Source organism: Streptomyces sp. NPDC048269, from assembly GCF_040652395.1.
Taxonomy (GTDB): Bacteria; Actinomycetota; Actinomycetes; order Streptomycetales; family Streptomycetaceae; genus Streptomyces.
The window spans coordinates 39910-55045 of the sequence record NZ_JBEZLW010000020.1 but is presented as its reverse complement, the minus strand read 5'-3'; the positions used below and the strand labels follow the sequence as shown (position 1 = coordinate 55045).

The following is a 15136-nucleotide window of genomic DNA, read 5'->3' as shown; positions in this document are numbered from 1 at the left end:
CGGGCGGGCGCCCCGTCAGTGGGCGATCACCGGAACCTTGAGCTCGGCGTCCGCGGCGGAGCCGGAGCCCGAGCCGGAGGCCACCGGGCCGCCCGCGCCGGGACGGCCGGTGTTGATCAGGGTCAGCGCGATGGCCGAGCTGGCGGCCAGGATGCCGACCGCCCACCAGATGGCGGAGGAGTAGCCCTCGACCATGGCCTGCGCCTGGACGAGCTTGGCCGCCGCGCCGCCCGCCGAGGCCTCGGCCGCGTGGTCGGTCAGGTACGCGGTGGTCGCCGAGGCGGCGATGGTGTTGAGCAGCGCGGTGCCGATGGCGCCGCCCACCTGCTGCGAGGTGTTGACCATGGCGGAGGCGACGCCGGCGTCCGCCGGGTTCACCCCGTGCGTGGCCAGGGACATGGCCGGCATGAACGCCGTGCCCATGCCGAGGCCCAGCAGCAGCTGCGCCGGCAGGATCAACGCCGGGTACGAGGACCCGACCTCGAGCTGGGTCAGCAGGAGCATGCCGGTGGCCGCGAGCAGGAAGCCCGGGCCCATCAGCAGGCGCGGAGCGACCCGGGTCATCAGGCGGGCGCCGATCTGCGTGGAACCCGTGATCATGCCCACGATCATCGGCAGGAAGGCGAAGCCGGTCTGGACGGGCGAGAAGCCCTTCACGATCTGGAGGTAGTACGTGAGGAAGAGGAACAGGCCGAACATGGCGATGACGGCCAGGCCGAGCGAGAGGTAGACGCCTCCGCGATTGCGCTCCAGCAGGACGCGCAGCGGGAGCAGCGGCGACTTCACCTTGGACTCGGTGTACACGAAGGCCGCCAGCAGGACCGCCGAGGCGATGAACATGCCCACGGTCGTACCGTCCGACCAGCCGGCCGACTCGGCGCGGGTGAAGCCGTACACCAGGGCGACGAGGCCGAGCGTGGACAGGATCACGCCGGGGATGTCGAGCGGCGCGCGGTTGCGGCCGCCGGCGGGTTCGCGGATGACCAGCCAGGCACCCACGGCCGCCACGATCGCGAAGGGGATGTTGACGAAGAAGGTCCAGCGCCAGTTGAGGTACTCGGTGAGGAAGCCGCCGAGGATCAGGCCGACGGCGCCACCGCCACCGGCGATCGCACCGTAGATGCCGAAGGCCTTGGCACGCTCCTTGGCGTCGGTGAACATCACCGCGAGCAGGGAGAGGGCCGCCGGGGCGAGCAGCGCGCCGAAGGCACCCTGGAGGGCGCGGGCACCCAGCATCATGGCCTCGCCGTTCGCGGCGCCACCGAGGGCGGAAGCCAGGGCGAAGCCGGTGAGGCCGACGACGAAGGCGTTCTTACGGCCCCACTTGTCGGCGATGCGGCCGCCGAAGAGGAGCAGTCCGCCGAAGGCCAGCGCGTACGCGGTGATGACCCACTGGCGGTTGCCGTCGGAGATGCCGAGGTCGGTCTGCGCGGAGGGGAGGGCGATGTTCACGATGGTCGCGTCGAGGACGACCATCAGCTGGGCCAGGGCTATGAAGACGAGTGCCTTCCAGCGGCTGGGATCTGCAGCCAGCGGCGGTGTCGCGGCTGTTTTTGACATGGGGGTACCCACTTCACTGTGCGGAATGACTGAAAAAGGCTATTTTGAGAAGCTTGTGCGCGTCACATGGTTTTCTGCCTCAGGTCGTCCAGCGTGGCGGCCGAACCCGGCAGCACGGAGCGGGCCGGAGTGCGCAACCCGTCGAGGAACAGCTGGAGATGACGGTGCACGAAGCCGTCCACGTCGAGGCAGGCGGTGCCGGGGAGGGGGCGGCTGAGCTGGGAGAGGGCGACCATCAGGTCGCCGACGCCGATGTCCGTGCGGACGAGTCCGGTGTCCTGGCCGGTCGTCAGCAGGGTCTCCACGGCGGTTTCCAAGGCTCCGCGCGCGGCGAGGAGTTCGGGGTGGTCGCGGTCGAAGTCGTCGGCGAGCATGGGGCACAGGGCGCCGATCCGTTCGTCGGCGGCGGCATGCGTGAACCGGCAGAGCGCCGCGAAGGCGTCGGGTTCCTCTGCGAGGGCCGCCTCGGCCGAGACGGTGACCCGGTCCATGACGAAGAGCACGACGTGATGGACGAGGGTCGGGCGGTCGGGGAAGTGCCGGTAGAGGGTGGCGTTGCCGATGCCGGCCCGGCGGGCGACCTCGTCGAACGGGGCGCCGGAGCCGAACTCCACGAGCACCTCGCGGGCCGCCGCCAGGATCCGTTCGCGGTTGCGGACGGCGTCTGCGCGCGGGCGCGGGAGGCGGGTCGCGTGGGACGTGGACGCAGGGGGCGCTCCGGGCGTACGGGGCGTGGACGTGCGGGACGCGCTGGGCGCCGACGTACGCGAAGCACCGGGCGTACGAGGCGTACGGGCGGGGGAGGCGGCGGGCGCCGGCGCCAGGTCCACGGCCCCGTCCGGGACGGACAGGGCCGCCGGGGCGGTGGTGGTGGGGCGCTTCATTCCGGGGCCTCCCTGACTCGGCGACACGTACGCCCCCCAAAACGGGGAGCCGGTCCCCACTTGGTGGGACTCACGTACAAACGGGGATCTGGTCCCCGGTTATTTCACTCCTCCGTGTGACCTGGGTCACGGCCCCCTTCACGTTCGGCCTCTCCCGACGCGCGGGCGCGCCGCACCCGTCGGAGGGTGAGCGAACAGAGCGCAGACCGGGCAGGGCCGGCTGCCGCGGACCCGAAGGCGATCTCCTCCATGCCGCAGACCCGCCACCGGATACGCACACCACGCCGGAGCAGCGCGTACGTCACGCTGACCGCGCTGGCGCTCGGCATCACGGCGACGGCGAGCGCGGGGATATCCAGCCGCACCCACTCGGCGGCCGGGCCCGTGGCCACGGCCGCGGAATCGGCGCTCGCTCCGTGCCGGATCGCCGGCACGATGGGCGTACAGATGTCCGAGGGCATGCCGACGCCGCCCGGGTACTCGCGCTCGACCGGCGAGGTCAGGGCCCTGAACCTGATGATCGACTTCCCGGACTCCCAAGGCGAGGGCTCGGCGCTGGACCGGCTGGCGGAGTTCTTCCCCCAGACCTCCGACTGGTACCGCACCAGCTCCTACGGACGGCTCAACTACCGGGCCGAGGCCCCGATAAGGGCCTGGCTGCGGATGCCGATGCCCTTCGCGGCGTACGGGATCGAGCGCGGGTCCTCGTACGAACCGGGCTACCGGCAGCTCGTCGAGCACATCGCGAAGGCCGCCGACTCCGAGGTGGACTTCAGCCGGTACGACCTGATCAACATCCTGGTCACCCCGAACGCCGGGCCTTCCGCCCTGGACACCGTCCTGTCGGTGACCTTCTCGGGCAACGGCGAGGCGCCGACCGCCGACGGGGTGCCGCTGGCCAATACGTCCTTCGTCTACAGCCGGCAGGACGACGGCTCCGGCACCTACCGGGAGACCGGCTACCGGGTGCTCCCGCACGAGAACGGGCACGTCTTCGGACTGCCCGACCTCTACACCTCCGACGGCGGGGGCACGGTCGGGCACTGGGACATCATGAGCGAGGACTGGGGTGCCAACAACGACCTGCTGGGCTGGCACAAGTGGAAGCTGGGCTGGCTGGACGGCACGCAGATCAGCTGCGCGTCGAAGTCGGGCACCAGCGACCACGTTCTGTCGCCGCTGGGGGTCGAGGGCGGGACCAAACTGGCCTTCGTCCCGTTGTCGGAGAGCGTCGGGTACGCCGTGGAGGTGCGGACGCGGGCCGGGAACGACGAGGCCGTCTGCAAGCCCGGCGTCCTCATCTACAAGGTGGACTCCGACGTGGACACCGGGCGCGGCCCGGTGACGGTGTCGGACAGCGCGAGCGCGAGCGGCGGCTGCACCCGGCGGCCCAATGTGCACGCGGAGCTGTCGGACGCGCCGTTCCGGCCGGGCGAGACGTTCACCGACGAGAAGGCGGGCATCAGCATCTCGGTGGTGGGCGAACTGCGCGACGGCAGCTACCAGGTGCGGATCATCCGGCCGTAACCGCCGGCGCCTGTCGGCTTAGGGTGTGCGCATGGAGTCCTACACCATCGGACAGGCGGCGCGGCTGCTGGGCGTGAGCGTCGACACCGCTCGGCGGTGGGCGGACGCCGACCGCTTCCCGACCCGCCGGGACGGCAAGCGCCGCATCGTCGACGGGCCCGACCTGGCCGCCTTCTGCGTGGAAGCCGCCCAGGAGGGCGCGGAGGAGGCGGACGCCCCGTACACCTCGGCGCGCAACGCCTTCCCCGGCATCGTGACCGGGATCAAGCTCGGCGATGTCGCGGCGCAGGTCGAGATCCAGGCGGGGCCGCACCGCGTGGTGTCGCTGCTGACCCGCGAGGCCGTCGAGGAACTGGGGCTGGAGGTCGGCATGCGCGCCACCGCCCGAGTGAAGTCGACCAGCGTGCACGTCGACCGCGACTGAGCACATCGGGCGGACTGGGGCGCTTCGGGTACGCGCCGCCGGCGGCATGCCGCTCGGGGAGCTCGTGGCTACGCTTGAGGTGCGGAACCCGACCGTAAATGATCAGTGGGAGGCGCACCCCCGATGAGACGACGCCATCACTTCCACGTTGATCACGCCGGGCACTCGGTCAGTGCCACCATCCAGACGGGCCACCAGGTAGAGGTGGAGGTGCTCGTCGACGGCAAGGAGACCGGCCACGCGACGACGCACGACGACCACCCCGTGAGCGTGCCCGTGGAACTCCCCACCGATCCGCCCAGCACCGTGTCGGTGCGTGCCACGCCCGGTCCGGGCGTGCCGCGCTGCTTCCTCGAGGCTGTCGGAGCCGAGCCCCAGGTCATGTCCCCGCGCCCGTACTGATGGCCGCGGCCGCCCGGCCGCCGCGAGCTGTTCGGTCCACCACGGCTCGCTCGGTCGACACGGCTCGGTCGACACGGCCCGCTCGACGACACGGCTCGGTCGACACCGACCGCTCGACAGACACGGCTCGCTCAGGCCGTCGGCTCCGGGGCGATCTCCGCGATCAGACCCTCGATGAGCTTCTTGATCTCGTGCCTGCGGCTGCTGCGGCTGCTGCGGCCGCTGCGACGCCGACTCACGGAGAGGTGAGGGCCCGCTCCAGCAGGCCGTGAAGGACGCGCTGCTCCTGCGGGGTGAGACCGGACAGCGCGGAGTCCACGGCAAGGACTTCGAGGAGGCGTGTCCGCAGTGCGGTGCCCTCGGCGGTGAGGACGAGGTGCTTGGCGCGGCGGTCGGTGGGGTGCGGGTGACGCTCGACCAGCTTCTGCTTCTCCAGCTTGTCGACGACGAAGGTGGTGTTGGAGGGCTCGCAACTCATGCGTTCGGCGAGATCCCGCATGGTCATCGGCCCGCTCATCTCCCGCAGCGCCGTCGCCTGGGACGCGGTGAGACCCAGGGTGGCGGCGCACTCCCGCAGGTGCTCGGCGATCCGCTGGGCCAGTCCCGTCACCAGACCGCACAGCTGTCGCTCGGCGATGGCCTGCGGCTGGGGGGACGTCGTCATGCCACCACCCTAGCAACTCCGTCAAGACAAAACATTTACAGCTTGAATGATTCGAACTTGATGCTTATGGTGGGCGTCGCCGCCGCGGGAGACGCGACGACGACCTGATAGCAACTCACAGGAGAGACCCCATGCCCGAATTGACGGTAGATCAGGACGAACGACTGCGCCGGCCGGCGGGAATCCGCTCGCTACAGCTGGGCGACACGAAGGTGTCGTACGTGCCGGACGGTGATGTGCGGCTCCGGCCGCTGCAACTGCTCCAGGACACCAGCGAGGAGGTGTGGGCCGCACACCCTGAGTACCTGGACGCCACGGGCCACGTCGTGGGGAGCGTCGGCAGCCTGCTGGTGGAGCACGGCGACCGCGCACTGCTGATCGACGCGGGCTTCGGCCCGCAGACGCACGAGGCTCCGGACGGCCCCATCAGCGTGATCCACGGCGGTGCGCTCGCGCACAGCCTGGCCGAACTCGGCCGCGGCCCCGAGGACATCGAAGCGGTGGCCTTCACCCACCTCCACTCCGACCACCTCGGCTGGGCCTGCCACCCCGCCCCCGGCGGCGACCGGCCCGTGTTCGCCCACGCCGACCACCTGGTCTCGGCGCCGGAGTGGGACCGGCGCGACCTCCTCGAAGCCCAGGGCATGACCGAGCAGGTCGCCGCCCTCGCACCGCGCGTACGTACGGTCACGGACGGACAGGAGGTCTTCCCCGGCGTACGCGTGCGGATCACCCCCGGCCACACCGTCGGGCACGCCGAGTACGTCATCACCGGGGGCGGCCGGCGCCTGATCGCCTTCGGCGACGCCATGCACTCGCCGATCCAGGTCGACCACCCCGACTGGTCCTCGGCCTTCGACCACGACCCCGCCCGCACCGCCGAACACCGCCGCCGCCTCGTCGCCGAGTTGGCGGAGCCCGGCACGATCGGCTTCGGCGTCCACTTCGCCGACGTGGTGTTCGGACACGTCCGGCAAGACGGAGACGGCCCTGCTTGGCGACCCGTGGACGCCTGACCCACCGGCCGGGGTGCCCTCGCCGGATCGGACGGCGGCGTCCCGCCGATCCACGGTCTACCGGCGCTTCGCCCAGTGGAGCCGGGCTCGTGTCTGGGCGAGGCTCCCCCGCGTCGTCCTGGGTGAACTCGGCGCCCGCGGGGAACTGGACTGGTCGCGGTGTGCGATCGACTCGGTCAGCATGCGGGCTGCAAAAGGGGCCACTGACGGAACCGAATCCGACCGACCGCGGCAAGCCTGGATCGAAAATCCACCTGATCACCGACCGGAACGGACTGCCCCTATCTCTGGGCATCTCCGGCGCCAACATGCACGACAGCCTTGCTCTCGAGCCTCTCGTGCAGGGGATCCCGCCCATCCGTTCACGCAGTGGCCCCCGCAGGCGACGGCCGGCGAAACTGCACGCCGACAAGGGCTGCGACTGACGACCACCTGCGCCGATGGCTGCGCAAACGCGGCACCCGCCACCGCATCGCCCGCAAAGGCATAGAGTCCTCTGGGCGGCTCGGCCGCCACAGGTGGGTCGTCGAAAGGACCGTGTCCTGGCTCGCCGGCTGCCGACGGCTCCATCGCCGCTACGAACGCAAGGCAGAACACTTCCTTGCCTTCGTCGGCATAGCCGCAGCCCTCATCTGCCACCGCCGCCTCACCGCCAAGCTGCTGGGTAACACCGCGTACGAGCCAATCCAGCCCCTCCGGCCGGACGGCGCTGCTGCGGCTGATCCCTGATCCACGTTTCCACACCCAGAGCAGGCCCGGTGCGCGGATCCCTCGCGCATTGGGCCTGCGGGCGTTGCCAGGAAGGCAAGACCGGGCAGTGCCTCTATCTGGAGCGATCAGGGGTCGAGTGCCAAGCGGCACTTACTCGCAATTCATCCCTGGCGCGCGTGTAGAAGAATTTCCCGTACATCCGCTAGCCATGGACGCAGCCGCACGCCCTTGGGCGGGAGAATACCAAGCCCCAGCGTCGCCGCCGACTGCTTGAGCATTTGATCCGATTCGTTGAGGATCAGGAATTCACGAATCTCGTCCGCCAACTGCCGGAGGTCACTCTCCGAAGCATCTGAAACGTAGTCGTCCAGAGCCTCCCTGTGCGAGGAGTATTCCAGCCGGCCTTGTTGGCGGCTGCTGCGACGTCTTCCATGTCGTCGGCGAACTTCCGCCAAGCGTTCGCTATGTCGCGCAGCTTGCCGACGTTGGCGGCGGGCCACTCGATTCCGGTGACGTCGGTGACGATCTCCCGGACCTTGTCACCGGTACTCACTGCTGGTGGCCCGGGTCGTCGGGCTCCCCGTGGGGCGCGGGGACGGCCTTGCGGAAGATGGCCCCGACCAGGGCATCGTTTTCTATGTGGCCGTCTGCCATGTCGGTCATCGCCGTGTGGATGCTCGCCAGGCCCTCCTGGAGGATGCCTGCCGACTTCTCGATCTTGGCGACGATCGGCCCGTACTTCTCGTGGAACTCCTTGCCTGGGTCGTCGTCTCCCCACGCGGCCCCCGCTTTCGCCAGCGGCGCGGCAAGCGTGCCCAGTGCCGTGCCGAGCGCCTCGCTCTGATCGTGAAACACCGGCGCTGTCGCCTTCAGATCAGCCGTCTTGATGTCGAGGATCTTGCCCTCGTCCCCCACCGCGTCCCCCCTCGTTGCCCTCGCAGCCATACGGCCCTAACCGCGACCGATCGTTCGCAACTGCGGACAACTCAAAGAACGAGCAAAGATCCACTTGTCCTGCTCAGGGGAGGTGAGGTGGAACCAAGTCAGTCGGTCTGGCCTCCGTCGCCAGGACGCCGGCCTCGAAGAGCCTCGCATGATGCCTGGCACGTCGTGTCGGGCTATGGGCCGAGATAAGACATGAGCAGGTCCGGCCCCGTCGTGAGCAACCGTGGGAAGACGAGGGGCACCACGCACTACATCCCACTGCCCGTCGAAGAGCTCGAATGCCGGGAGGGGAAGCGGACCCGCTTCTACCACCGGCTGACGATCCCCTGTCGGGTGAAGAACCACACCACGCGCATCCGAGTCGACGAAACCGCAGAGAACCGCGAGATCGACCCCTCGACGAAGCGGCAACGCTTCAACCGGACCGAGCACCTGCGGCAGGTTCCTCCGGAGCCTGGCTCAGCAACTCCGTCGCCCGAGCCAAGATCACCCACGCCCTCGCGGCCTGAGCCAGCGCGCACGTATCTCCGCCTACGGATCATGCACCACCCGCTACACTGACCGCGGTGGCTACGCCCTCACGGGCTGCCACCGCGCCCTGTCGCCAAGCACGCCTGCGCAGTCCGCCTACCTCGGCAGACTTACAGACACGTTTCCGACAGATCCCCGCCTTCGTAGCTCAGGGGATAGAGCACGGCTCTCCTAAAGCCGGTGTCGCAGGTTCGAATCCTGCCGAGGGCACAGTCCGGGACCCCCGGCCGATTTCGGCCGGGGGTCCCCGTCGTTGTGCGGGAACGGGCGAGTCCGGTGCAGGAGTTACTCGGCGGCTTCGGTGACTGGTGGGGTGGGGAGCGTGACGCGGGCCTCGGCGCCCGCCGGCTCGCGGTTGCGGAAGGAGAGGGTGGCGCCGAGGGCGCGGGCCTGGCCCGCGGCGATGGTCAGGCCCAGGCCGTGGCCCTTGTTCATGCCCTCCGTACGGAAGCGCTGCGGGCCGGCGGTCAGGAGGTACTCGGGATAGCCGGGGCCCGCGTCCGTCACGGTCAGCGTCCGGCCGTCGACCCTGAGCGCGACCGGGGCCGCGCCGTGCTTGTGGGCGTTGGCGATGAGGTTGCCCAGGATCCGCTCCAGGCGGCGCCGGTCCGTCTCCACACTGAGGGACGAGACCACCTCCAGGGCCGTGTCCGTGCCCGAGGCGCGGATCGCACGGGCCGCCAGGTTGGCCAGGTCGTACGAGTCCAGGTCCACGCGCTCGGTGCCCGTGTCCAGCCGGGATATCTCCAGCAGGTCCTCGGTCAGCGCGCGCATCGCCCGTACGCGGTCCCGTACGAGCTCGGCCGGGCGGCCCGGCGGCAGGAGCTCGGCGGCCGCGTTCAGGCCGGTCAGCGGGGTGCGGAGCTCGTGGGCTACGTCCGCCGTGAAGCGCTGCTCGGCTTGCAGCTTGCGCTGGAGCGAGGAGGCCATCGTGTCCAGGGCCCGGGAGACCGCCGCCACCTCGTCCTTGTTCCGCGGGCTGTCGTCGACCCGCGCGTCCAGGTCGCCCGCGCTGATCCGGCGGGCCACCTGAGCGGTCAGGTGCAGCCGGCGGGTGATCCGGGTGACGCCGAGCGCGCCGATGAGGAGGGTGCCGCCGATGGCGAGCACCGACGAGCCGAGGATGGCCCGGTCCAGCTCGGCGATGGCCCGCTCGGCGTTGGTGAAGTCGACGGAGACGGCTATCGCGGTGCCGTTGTCGGCGGGCCCCGCCGCCCACATGGCGGACCGGCCGCGGTGTTCGCCGATGGCGGTGCCGCGCTTGCCGCTGAGTGCCAGTGCGCGCAGTTCCGCGGGCAGGCCGACGGGGTCTATGCCCTCGCCTCGCGCCATGCGCGCGCCGGCCTCGTACGCCGCAACGGTCCGCTCCAGCTTGGTGAGCGCCTTCTCGCGCGCCGTGCCGACGGTCTGGTGCGTCATGGCGTTGTGTACGAGGCCGCCGAGCAGGGCCGCGAGCCCGCAGCACATGAAGGTGATGAAGAGGGCGGCCTTCCAGGTCAGGGTGGAGGTCCACGCGGGCAGCCGCAGGCCGGTCGTGCGCTGGGTCTCGTTCATGATCCTGCGGACCCGTCCGTCCTGACTCGTCTGTCGCCCCTGTCCGTCGCCGGACTCCCCTCGGCTCACGGTAATGCGCCCGCCTGAGCGGGCATCAGGCGGCCTCCGGTCGAGATCACGCCGGATCAGGCCAGACGCGACCGGATCGCGCCGGAGCACTCCGGGACACGCCGGGATACACCGGGTCATACAGCACGTCCGGGTGCCGCCCTTCAGCCGGCCGCCGCAGGTCAGCAGGCGCAGCTCGGGGCGCGCGGTGTCCCCGTAGTCCTCGGCGTCGCGAAGTCCTTCTTGTGCACGTCCACACCCGCCGCGTCGATCTTCAGCCGTGAAGACGCACGAAGCCCTTCCGGCCGAAGCCGGAAGGGCTGTACGAGTCAGTACGAAAAGGTCAGCTCAGGCCTCTGCTGCGCTCGCCGATGCGGTCGCCCTGCGGAGTTCCGGACCGCTTCAGGGCCGCCTTCGTGTGCGCCCCGCCCTTGACCTTGGTCCGCACCAGGCCGTCGAAGCCGTGGCCCGCCGGACGAGGGGGCCGGTCCCGTTCCTGGGCCTGAACGGCCGCTCGGAAGTCCCGCTTCTGCTCTTTGCTCATCCCGTCGTCAACTCCCTCGGGAAGCACCCAATCGGACTACTGGGATCGTATGCAGATATACAGGACAACGCACCCGGACGAGGCGTAACGATTTCTGGATCAAGGCCGGGGCCGAGCGGGCCGGTCCGGTGGCCCCAGCGTGCTGGAGACGAGCCCCTCCGGGCAGGGCGTGCCCCGCGGCAGCTGGTACTTCGCCGCCACCCGGTACTCCCCCGGCGCCGGCGCCAGCAGCTCCGTCCACACGTCGCCGGACGCGTCCGGAGCGGCCTTGAACAGACATCCGGCCGTATTCGCGTACTCCTTCGGGTCCGCCGTCTTCGCCTTCGACGCGAACGTCTCCTCCGGCGGCGCCACCGGCTTGCCCGCCCCGTCCACCAGCCCCAGCCACGGCGAGTGCGGGATGCGCACCAGCACCCGCCCGGGCTGCTTCACGTCGATGACGAGCCGGTCGGCGCCCGCACGCACCACCGTCGCCGGCCCGGACACCAGATCCGTCGGGTCGTGCACCTTGAACAGCTGCCAGTTCGCGTCGCCCCACACCTGCTGGAGGTAGGGAAGCCCCGCGCGCACCAGTTTCGCCTCGTCCTCGCCGCCCGAATCGGGTTTGTCGGCGGGCAGCACCACGTAGTGCACGGCCCAGCGCTCCAGCCAGGCCCGGTAGCTGTCGGCGGTGAGGGTGTCGTCGTAGAAGAGCGGGTTCCGCTCCAGGTCGGCCTGCCGGTTCCAGCCGCGCGCGAGGTTCACGTACGAGGGGAAGGCGGAGGACTCGCGGTGGCTGCTGGCCGGGACCACCTCGACCCGGCCGCGGTCGGCGCCCGCCTTCTGCAGCTGGTCGACGAGCGGGGCCAGCTCGCGGTTCCAGGCGGCCACAGGGGTGGTGCGGACGATGTCCGTGATGCTGTTGGTGGTGATCCAGATGTTCAGCCCGGCGAAGGCCAGGAGGACCGCGTACCAGTGCCGCGAGCCCCGCACCGAGTACGGCAGCGCCGCGAGCAGCACGGCCCCGCCGAACAGCATGACCAGCCGGGTCACGTTCGAACCGACCTGGGAGTCGATCTGCCAGGTCAGGTAGACCCCGAAGGTGTAGACGGCCGAGCCGATCCGGACCGTCTTCCACCGCCTCGGTACGAGGAAGAGGATCGCCAGCGCGAACACGAACGGCGGAGCCGCCGAGCCCAGCTTCATCGGCTGCGTCCCGGAGAAGGGGAACAGCCAGGCCGACAGTCCGACCACGGCCGCCGGGGCCAGCCCCAGCGCGTACGCACCCGGACGCCGCCCGCTCAGGAACAGCGCGGCCGCGATCACCCCGAGGAAGAGCCCGGCGACCGGGCTGGCGGCGGTCGCGAGCCCGGCCAGCGGAGCCGCGGCGGCCGCCTTGGCCCAGCGCCGCTCCGCCCATTTGCGCGGCCAGCAGAAGACGGCGGCGACCGCGCCGAGCGCGAACATCACGCCGAGGCCGAAGGTGACACGGCCCGACAGCGCGTTGCAGAGCAGCCCGTACACCCCGGCCAGGGCGGGCCACAGCGGCTCGCGCACTGCGCCGCGGCAGCGGGTCAGGACCAGGGCGAGCAGCCCGGCCGAGACGGTGCCCGCGATCATCATCGTGGTCCGGACGCCGAGCATGTGCATGAGGTACGGCGAGACCACGCTGTACGAGACGGGGTGCATGCCGCCGTACCAGGCGAGGTTGTACGCCGAGTCGGGGTGGCGGCCGACGAACTCGGCCCAGGCGTCCTGCGCCGCGAGATCGCCGCCGCTGTTGGCGAAGCTGAAGAACCAGACGACGTGCAGCACCCCGGCGAGCAGCGTCGATACGGCGACCGGGTGACGGCAGACCCAGTGCAGAGCCCGGTGGGGTATGCCGCCGGGCGCGGCGGGAGCGGGTACCGCGCCGTCGCCGTCGCCGTCCCCGTCGACGGCCGAGAGAACGGCTGCCCGCGGGCGTCCCTGCTGCTCAGCGGTGGTCACAGCCGCACTCCCCCACACATGAATCAACACATGGATCAACACGTGAGTCCACAAGTCCACGCCCGCGGACACGTCCCGGGTCCCGGGACCCAAGACGCACTCCGGCGCCCCGGGGTTGCCCGGGACGCCGGAACCACGCTCTCACCCGCTGTCAGCCGACGCGCGTCAGCTTGCTGCCGATGCCCGGCGCGGCGAGGTCGCTCTGCAGGGCCACCGGCACCTTCACCTGGCTCGCGCCCTCGCCGACGGTCAGCACGCCGATCTCGGTGCCGGCCTTGGCGGTCTGCGGGATCTGGCCGCCGCCGTCGGCGAGCTTCACGTTCACGGTGAGGCCGGCCCAGCCGACCGCCTGGACGTCGGCAGTGGCGACGACCGGGGTCTGGCCGCCGAGTCCGTCATCCACGTACCCCACGAGATCGCCCTTCCTCACGACGGGCGCGCCTTCGAGGGCCTTCTGGGTGGCGATCATCAGCTGCTTGCTCGCGGCGAGCACGCTGTCGATGATCGGCGGCTTGTGCTGGCCGAGGACGGCTCCGACGATCAGCTGGTTGGTCTTGCCGACCTTCTTCTGGGCGGCGAAGAGGAGGTTTCCGCCGGCCTTCGTCGTCGTACCGGTCTTGATGCCGAGCGAGTCGTTGTACGGGACCAGGCCGTTCCAGTTCCGCCAGCTCTTGCCCGACGGATCGGTCCAGCTGGGCTTCGAGGTGATCTCCAGCAGCGCGTCCATCTCGACGAGCCTCAGGCCCAGCTTCACCTGGTCCTCGGCGGTGCTGACCGTCGTCGCGTCCAGACCCGAGGGGTCGGTGTACGTCGTGTTGGTCATGCCGAGTTCCTTGGCGGTGTCGTTCATCTTCTTGACGAACGCCTCCTGGGAACCGGAGTCCCAGCGCGCGAGCAGCCGCGCGATGTTGTTGGCCGACGGGATCATGAGCGCGGCGATCGCGTCGTGCTCCGAGATCTTGTCGCCCTCCTTGACCGTGTCGAGGGTGGACTCGTTGTCGGTCGAGTTGTTCTTCTTGCCCTCGGTCTCGGCCGTCTTGTCGACGTCGATCATCTGGCCCTGCTCACCCTTCTTGAAGGGGTGGTCGCGCAGGATGATGTACGCCGTCATGGACTTGGTGACGCTGGCGATCGGCACGGGCTTCTGCTCGCCGGACTGGCCGAGCGTGCCGAGGCCGGCGGCGGCCATGTAGGCCTGGCCCTCGCTGGGCCAGGGCAGCTCGGGCTTGGAGCCGCCGAAGGTGTACGAGGACTTCGCGCTCATCACGAGCTTCGGCTGGGGCAGCGGACGCACGAGCTGCACCACGGCGAGGATGATCGCGAGGAGCACGACGAGCGGGAAGTAGATCTTGAACCGCCGGATCGCCGTGCGGAGCGGGCTCGGCGGCGGGGGCGGGTTGTTCGTGAGGTCCGCCAGCATGTCGAGTGGCGGCTTGGGGGGCAGAGGCTGCTGGGTGGTCCGCTCGGTCCGGTCCGACGCGGCGGTGGACGCGGGCTTCGGGGCCGGAGCCTTCGGAGCCGCGGCCTCGGCCGTCTTCGGCTTCGGCGGCTGCCCGGCCTCGTCGCTCCGCAACGGCACGAAGGTGCTGGCCTTGGGGGCCGCAGGGGCAGCCTTCGGCTCGGCGGACTTCGGCTCGGCGGAAGCGGAGTCGGCGGAAGCGGAGTCGGCTGCCGGCTTCGGCTTCACCGCGCGGAACACGGCGGTGCGCTCGCTGTCGGAGGACTCCGCATCGGGATCCACCTTCGGAATCCGGAACACCCCGGTCCGCTCCCGCGGTGCGGGCTCCTTGACGGAATCAGCCCTGGAATCCGAACCCGAACCCGAACCGGAACCGGAACCCGAACCGGAACCCGAATCAGCATCCGGCTTCACGGCCCGGAACACGGCCGTCCGCTCACTGTCGCCGGCAGCACCTTCCGGCTTCGCCGGACCGGAATCGCCGGCCCGCCCGGCCGGGGCCGCCTTGGGTGGCACAGAACCGGAGTCAACAGGCCGCTCGGTGGCAGCCGGCCTCACGGCACGGAAAACGGCAGTGCGCTCACTGTCGGCCGGCTCGTCGGCGACGGCAGCCTTCGGCTCCGCCGGAGCGGAATCAGCAGGTGCATCGGCCGGGGCCGCCTTCGGATCCGCCGGACCGGAAGAACCAACAGACGGCGCAGCAGGGGCCTTCGGCGATGCCGAACCGGAATCCACGGGCCGCTCGGCGGCAGCCGGCCTCACCGCACGGAAAACGGCAGTACGCTCACTGTCGGCCGGCCCGTCGGCGACGGCAGCCTTCGGCTCCGCCGGAGCGGAATCAGCAGGTGCATCGGCCGGGGCCGCCTTCGGATCCGCCGGACCGGAAGAACCAACAGACG

General features: G+C 70.5%; 13 protein-coding genes, 1 tRNA gene and 1 pseudogene. 6 read left to right on the top strand and 9 right to left on the bottom strand.

Going from position 1 to position 15136, the window contains the following annotated elements; genetic code table 11:
- Positions 1 to 15 precede the first annotated feature (15 nt).
- Together AB0D48_RS22185 and AB0D48_RS22180 are read right to left on the bottom strand one after the other, a co-directional pair.
- Positions 16 to 1560 (bottom strand): MFS transporter, encoded by a 1545-nt coding sequence (locus AB0D48_RS22185; RefSeq protein ID WP_362399435.1) that lies wholly within the window; start codon positions 1558 to 1560, stop codon positions 16 to 18.
- Positions 1561 to 1622: 62 nt separating this feature from the next.
- The gene (locus AB0D48_RS22180; RefSeq protein WP_362399432.1) at positions 1623 to 2444 is read right to left on the bottom strand and encodes a TetR/AcrR family transcriptional regulator; all 822 of its coding nucleotides are present in this window, start codon (positions 2442 to 2444) and stop codon (positions 1623 to 1625) included.
- 249 nt (positions 2445 to 2693) lie between these two features.
- Between AB0D48_RS22180 and AB0D48_RS22175 the strand changes: the two genes are divergently transcribed.
- The 3 genes from AB0D48_RS22175 (at position 2694) to AB0D48_RS22165 (ending at position 4797) form a co-directional block, all read left to right on the top strand.
- A complete protein-coding gene (locus AB0D48_RS22175; protein WP_362399588.1) occupies positions 2694 to 3971 on the top strand; it encodes a M6 family metalloprotease domain-containing protein in 1278 nt (425 codons plus the stop codon).
- Positions 3972 to 4002: 31 nt separating this feature from the next.
- Positions 4003 to 4395: a TOBE domain-containing protein gene (locus AB0D48_RS22170; RefSeq protein ID WP_362399429.1), complete on the top strand. Its 393-nt coding sequence runs from the start codon at positions 4003 to 4005 to the stop codon at positions 4393 to 4395.
- 123 nt (positions 4396 to 4518) lie between these two features.
- Entirely contained in the window at positions 4519 to 4797 is a 279-nt protein-coding gene (locus AB0D48_RS22165) for a hypothetical protein (RefSeq protein ID WP_362399426.1), read from the top strand.
- A gap of 235 nt (positions 4798 to 5032) precedes the next feature.
- On the opposite strand, the gene AB0D48_RS22160 is transcribed toward AB0D48_RS22165, so the two are convergent.
- Entirely contained in the window at positions 5033 to 5461 is a 429-nt protein-coding gene (locus AB0D48_RS22160; RefSeq protein ID WP_362399423.1) for a MarR family transcriptional regulator, read from the bottom strand.
- Positions 5462 to 5592: 131 nt separating this feature from the next.
- On the opposite strand from AB0D48_RS22160, the gene AB0D48_RS22155 reads away from it, so the two are divergent.
- Positions 5593 to 6477, top strand: coding sequence for an MBL fold metallo-hydrolase (locus AB0D48_RS22155; RefSeq protein WP_362399420.1), 885 nt, complete (start codon positions 5593 to 5595; stop codon positions 6475 to 6477).
- A gap of 52 nt (positions 6478 to 6529) precedes the next feature.
- Positions 6530 to 7128, top strand: a pseudogene (locus AB0D48_RS22150) (IS5 family transposase); the annotation flags it as partial.
- 221 nt (positions 7129 to 7349) lie between these two features.
- Here AB0D48_RS22150 and AB0D48_RS22145 read toward each other — a convergent pair.
- Both AB0D48_RS22145 and AB0D48_RS22140 read right to left on the bottom strand, forming a co-directional pair.
- Positions 7350 to 7688, bottom strand: coding sequence for a contact-dependent growth inhibition system immunity protein (locus AB0D48_RS22145; protein ID WP_362399417.1), 339 nt, complete (start codon positions 7686 to 7688; stop codon positions 7350 to 7352).
- Positions 7689 to 7737: 49 nt separating this feature from the next.
- A complete protein-coding gene (locus tag AB0D48_RS22140) occupies positions 7738 to 8103 on the bottom strand; it encodes a hypothetical protein (RefSeq protein WP_362399414.1) in 366 nt (121 codons plus the stop codon).
- 698 nt (positions 8104 to 8801) lie between these two features.
- Between AB0D48_RS22140 and AB0D48_RS22135 the strand changes: the two genes are divergently transcribed.
- Positions 8802 to 8874: transfer RNA gene (locus tag AB0D48_RS22135), tRNA-Arg, on the top strand.
- A gap of 75 nt (positions 8875 to 8949) precedes the next feature.
- Here the strand turns inward: AB0D48_RS22135 and AB0D48_RS22130 are convergent.
- The 4 genes from AB0D48_RS22130 to AB0D48_RS22115 all read right to left on the bottom strand — a co-directional run bounded on the left by AB0D48_RS22130 (position 8950) and on the right by AB0D48_RS22115 (position 14537).
- Positions 8950 to 10218, bottom strand: a complete 1269-nt coding sequence (locus tag AB0D48_RS22130; protein WP_362399411.1) for a HAMP domain-containing sensor histidine kinase — start codon at positions 10216 to 10218, stop codon at positions 8950 to 8952.
- Between the two features lie 391 nt (positions 10219 to 10609).
- The gene (locus AB0D48_RS22125) at positions 10610 to 10810 is read right to left on the bottom strand and encodes a hypothetical protein (RefSeq protein WP_362399409.1); all 201 of its coding nucleotides are present in this window, start codon (positions 10808 to 10810) and stop codon (positions 10610 to 10612) included.
- 99 nt (positions 10811 to 10909) lie between these two features.
- Positions 10910 to 12655 (bottom strand): MFS transporter, encoded by a 1746-nt coding sequence (locus tag AB0D48_RS22120; protein ID WP_362399586.1) that lies wholly within the window; start codon positions 12653 to 12655, stop codon positions 10910 to 10912.
- Positions 12656 to 12929: 274 nt separating this feature from the next.
- The gene (locus AB0D48_RS22115) at positions 12930 to 14537 is read right to left on the bottom strand and encodes a D-alanyl-D-alanine carboxypeptidase (protein WP_362399406.1); all 1608 of its coding nucleotides are present in this window, start codon (positions 14535 to 14537) and stop codon (positions 12930 to 12932) included.
- Positions 14538 to 15136 lie beyond the last annotated feature (599 nt).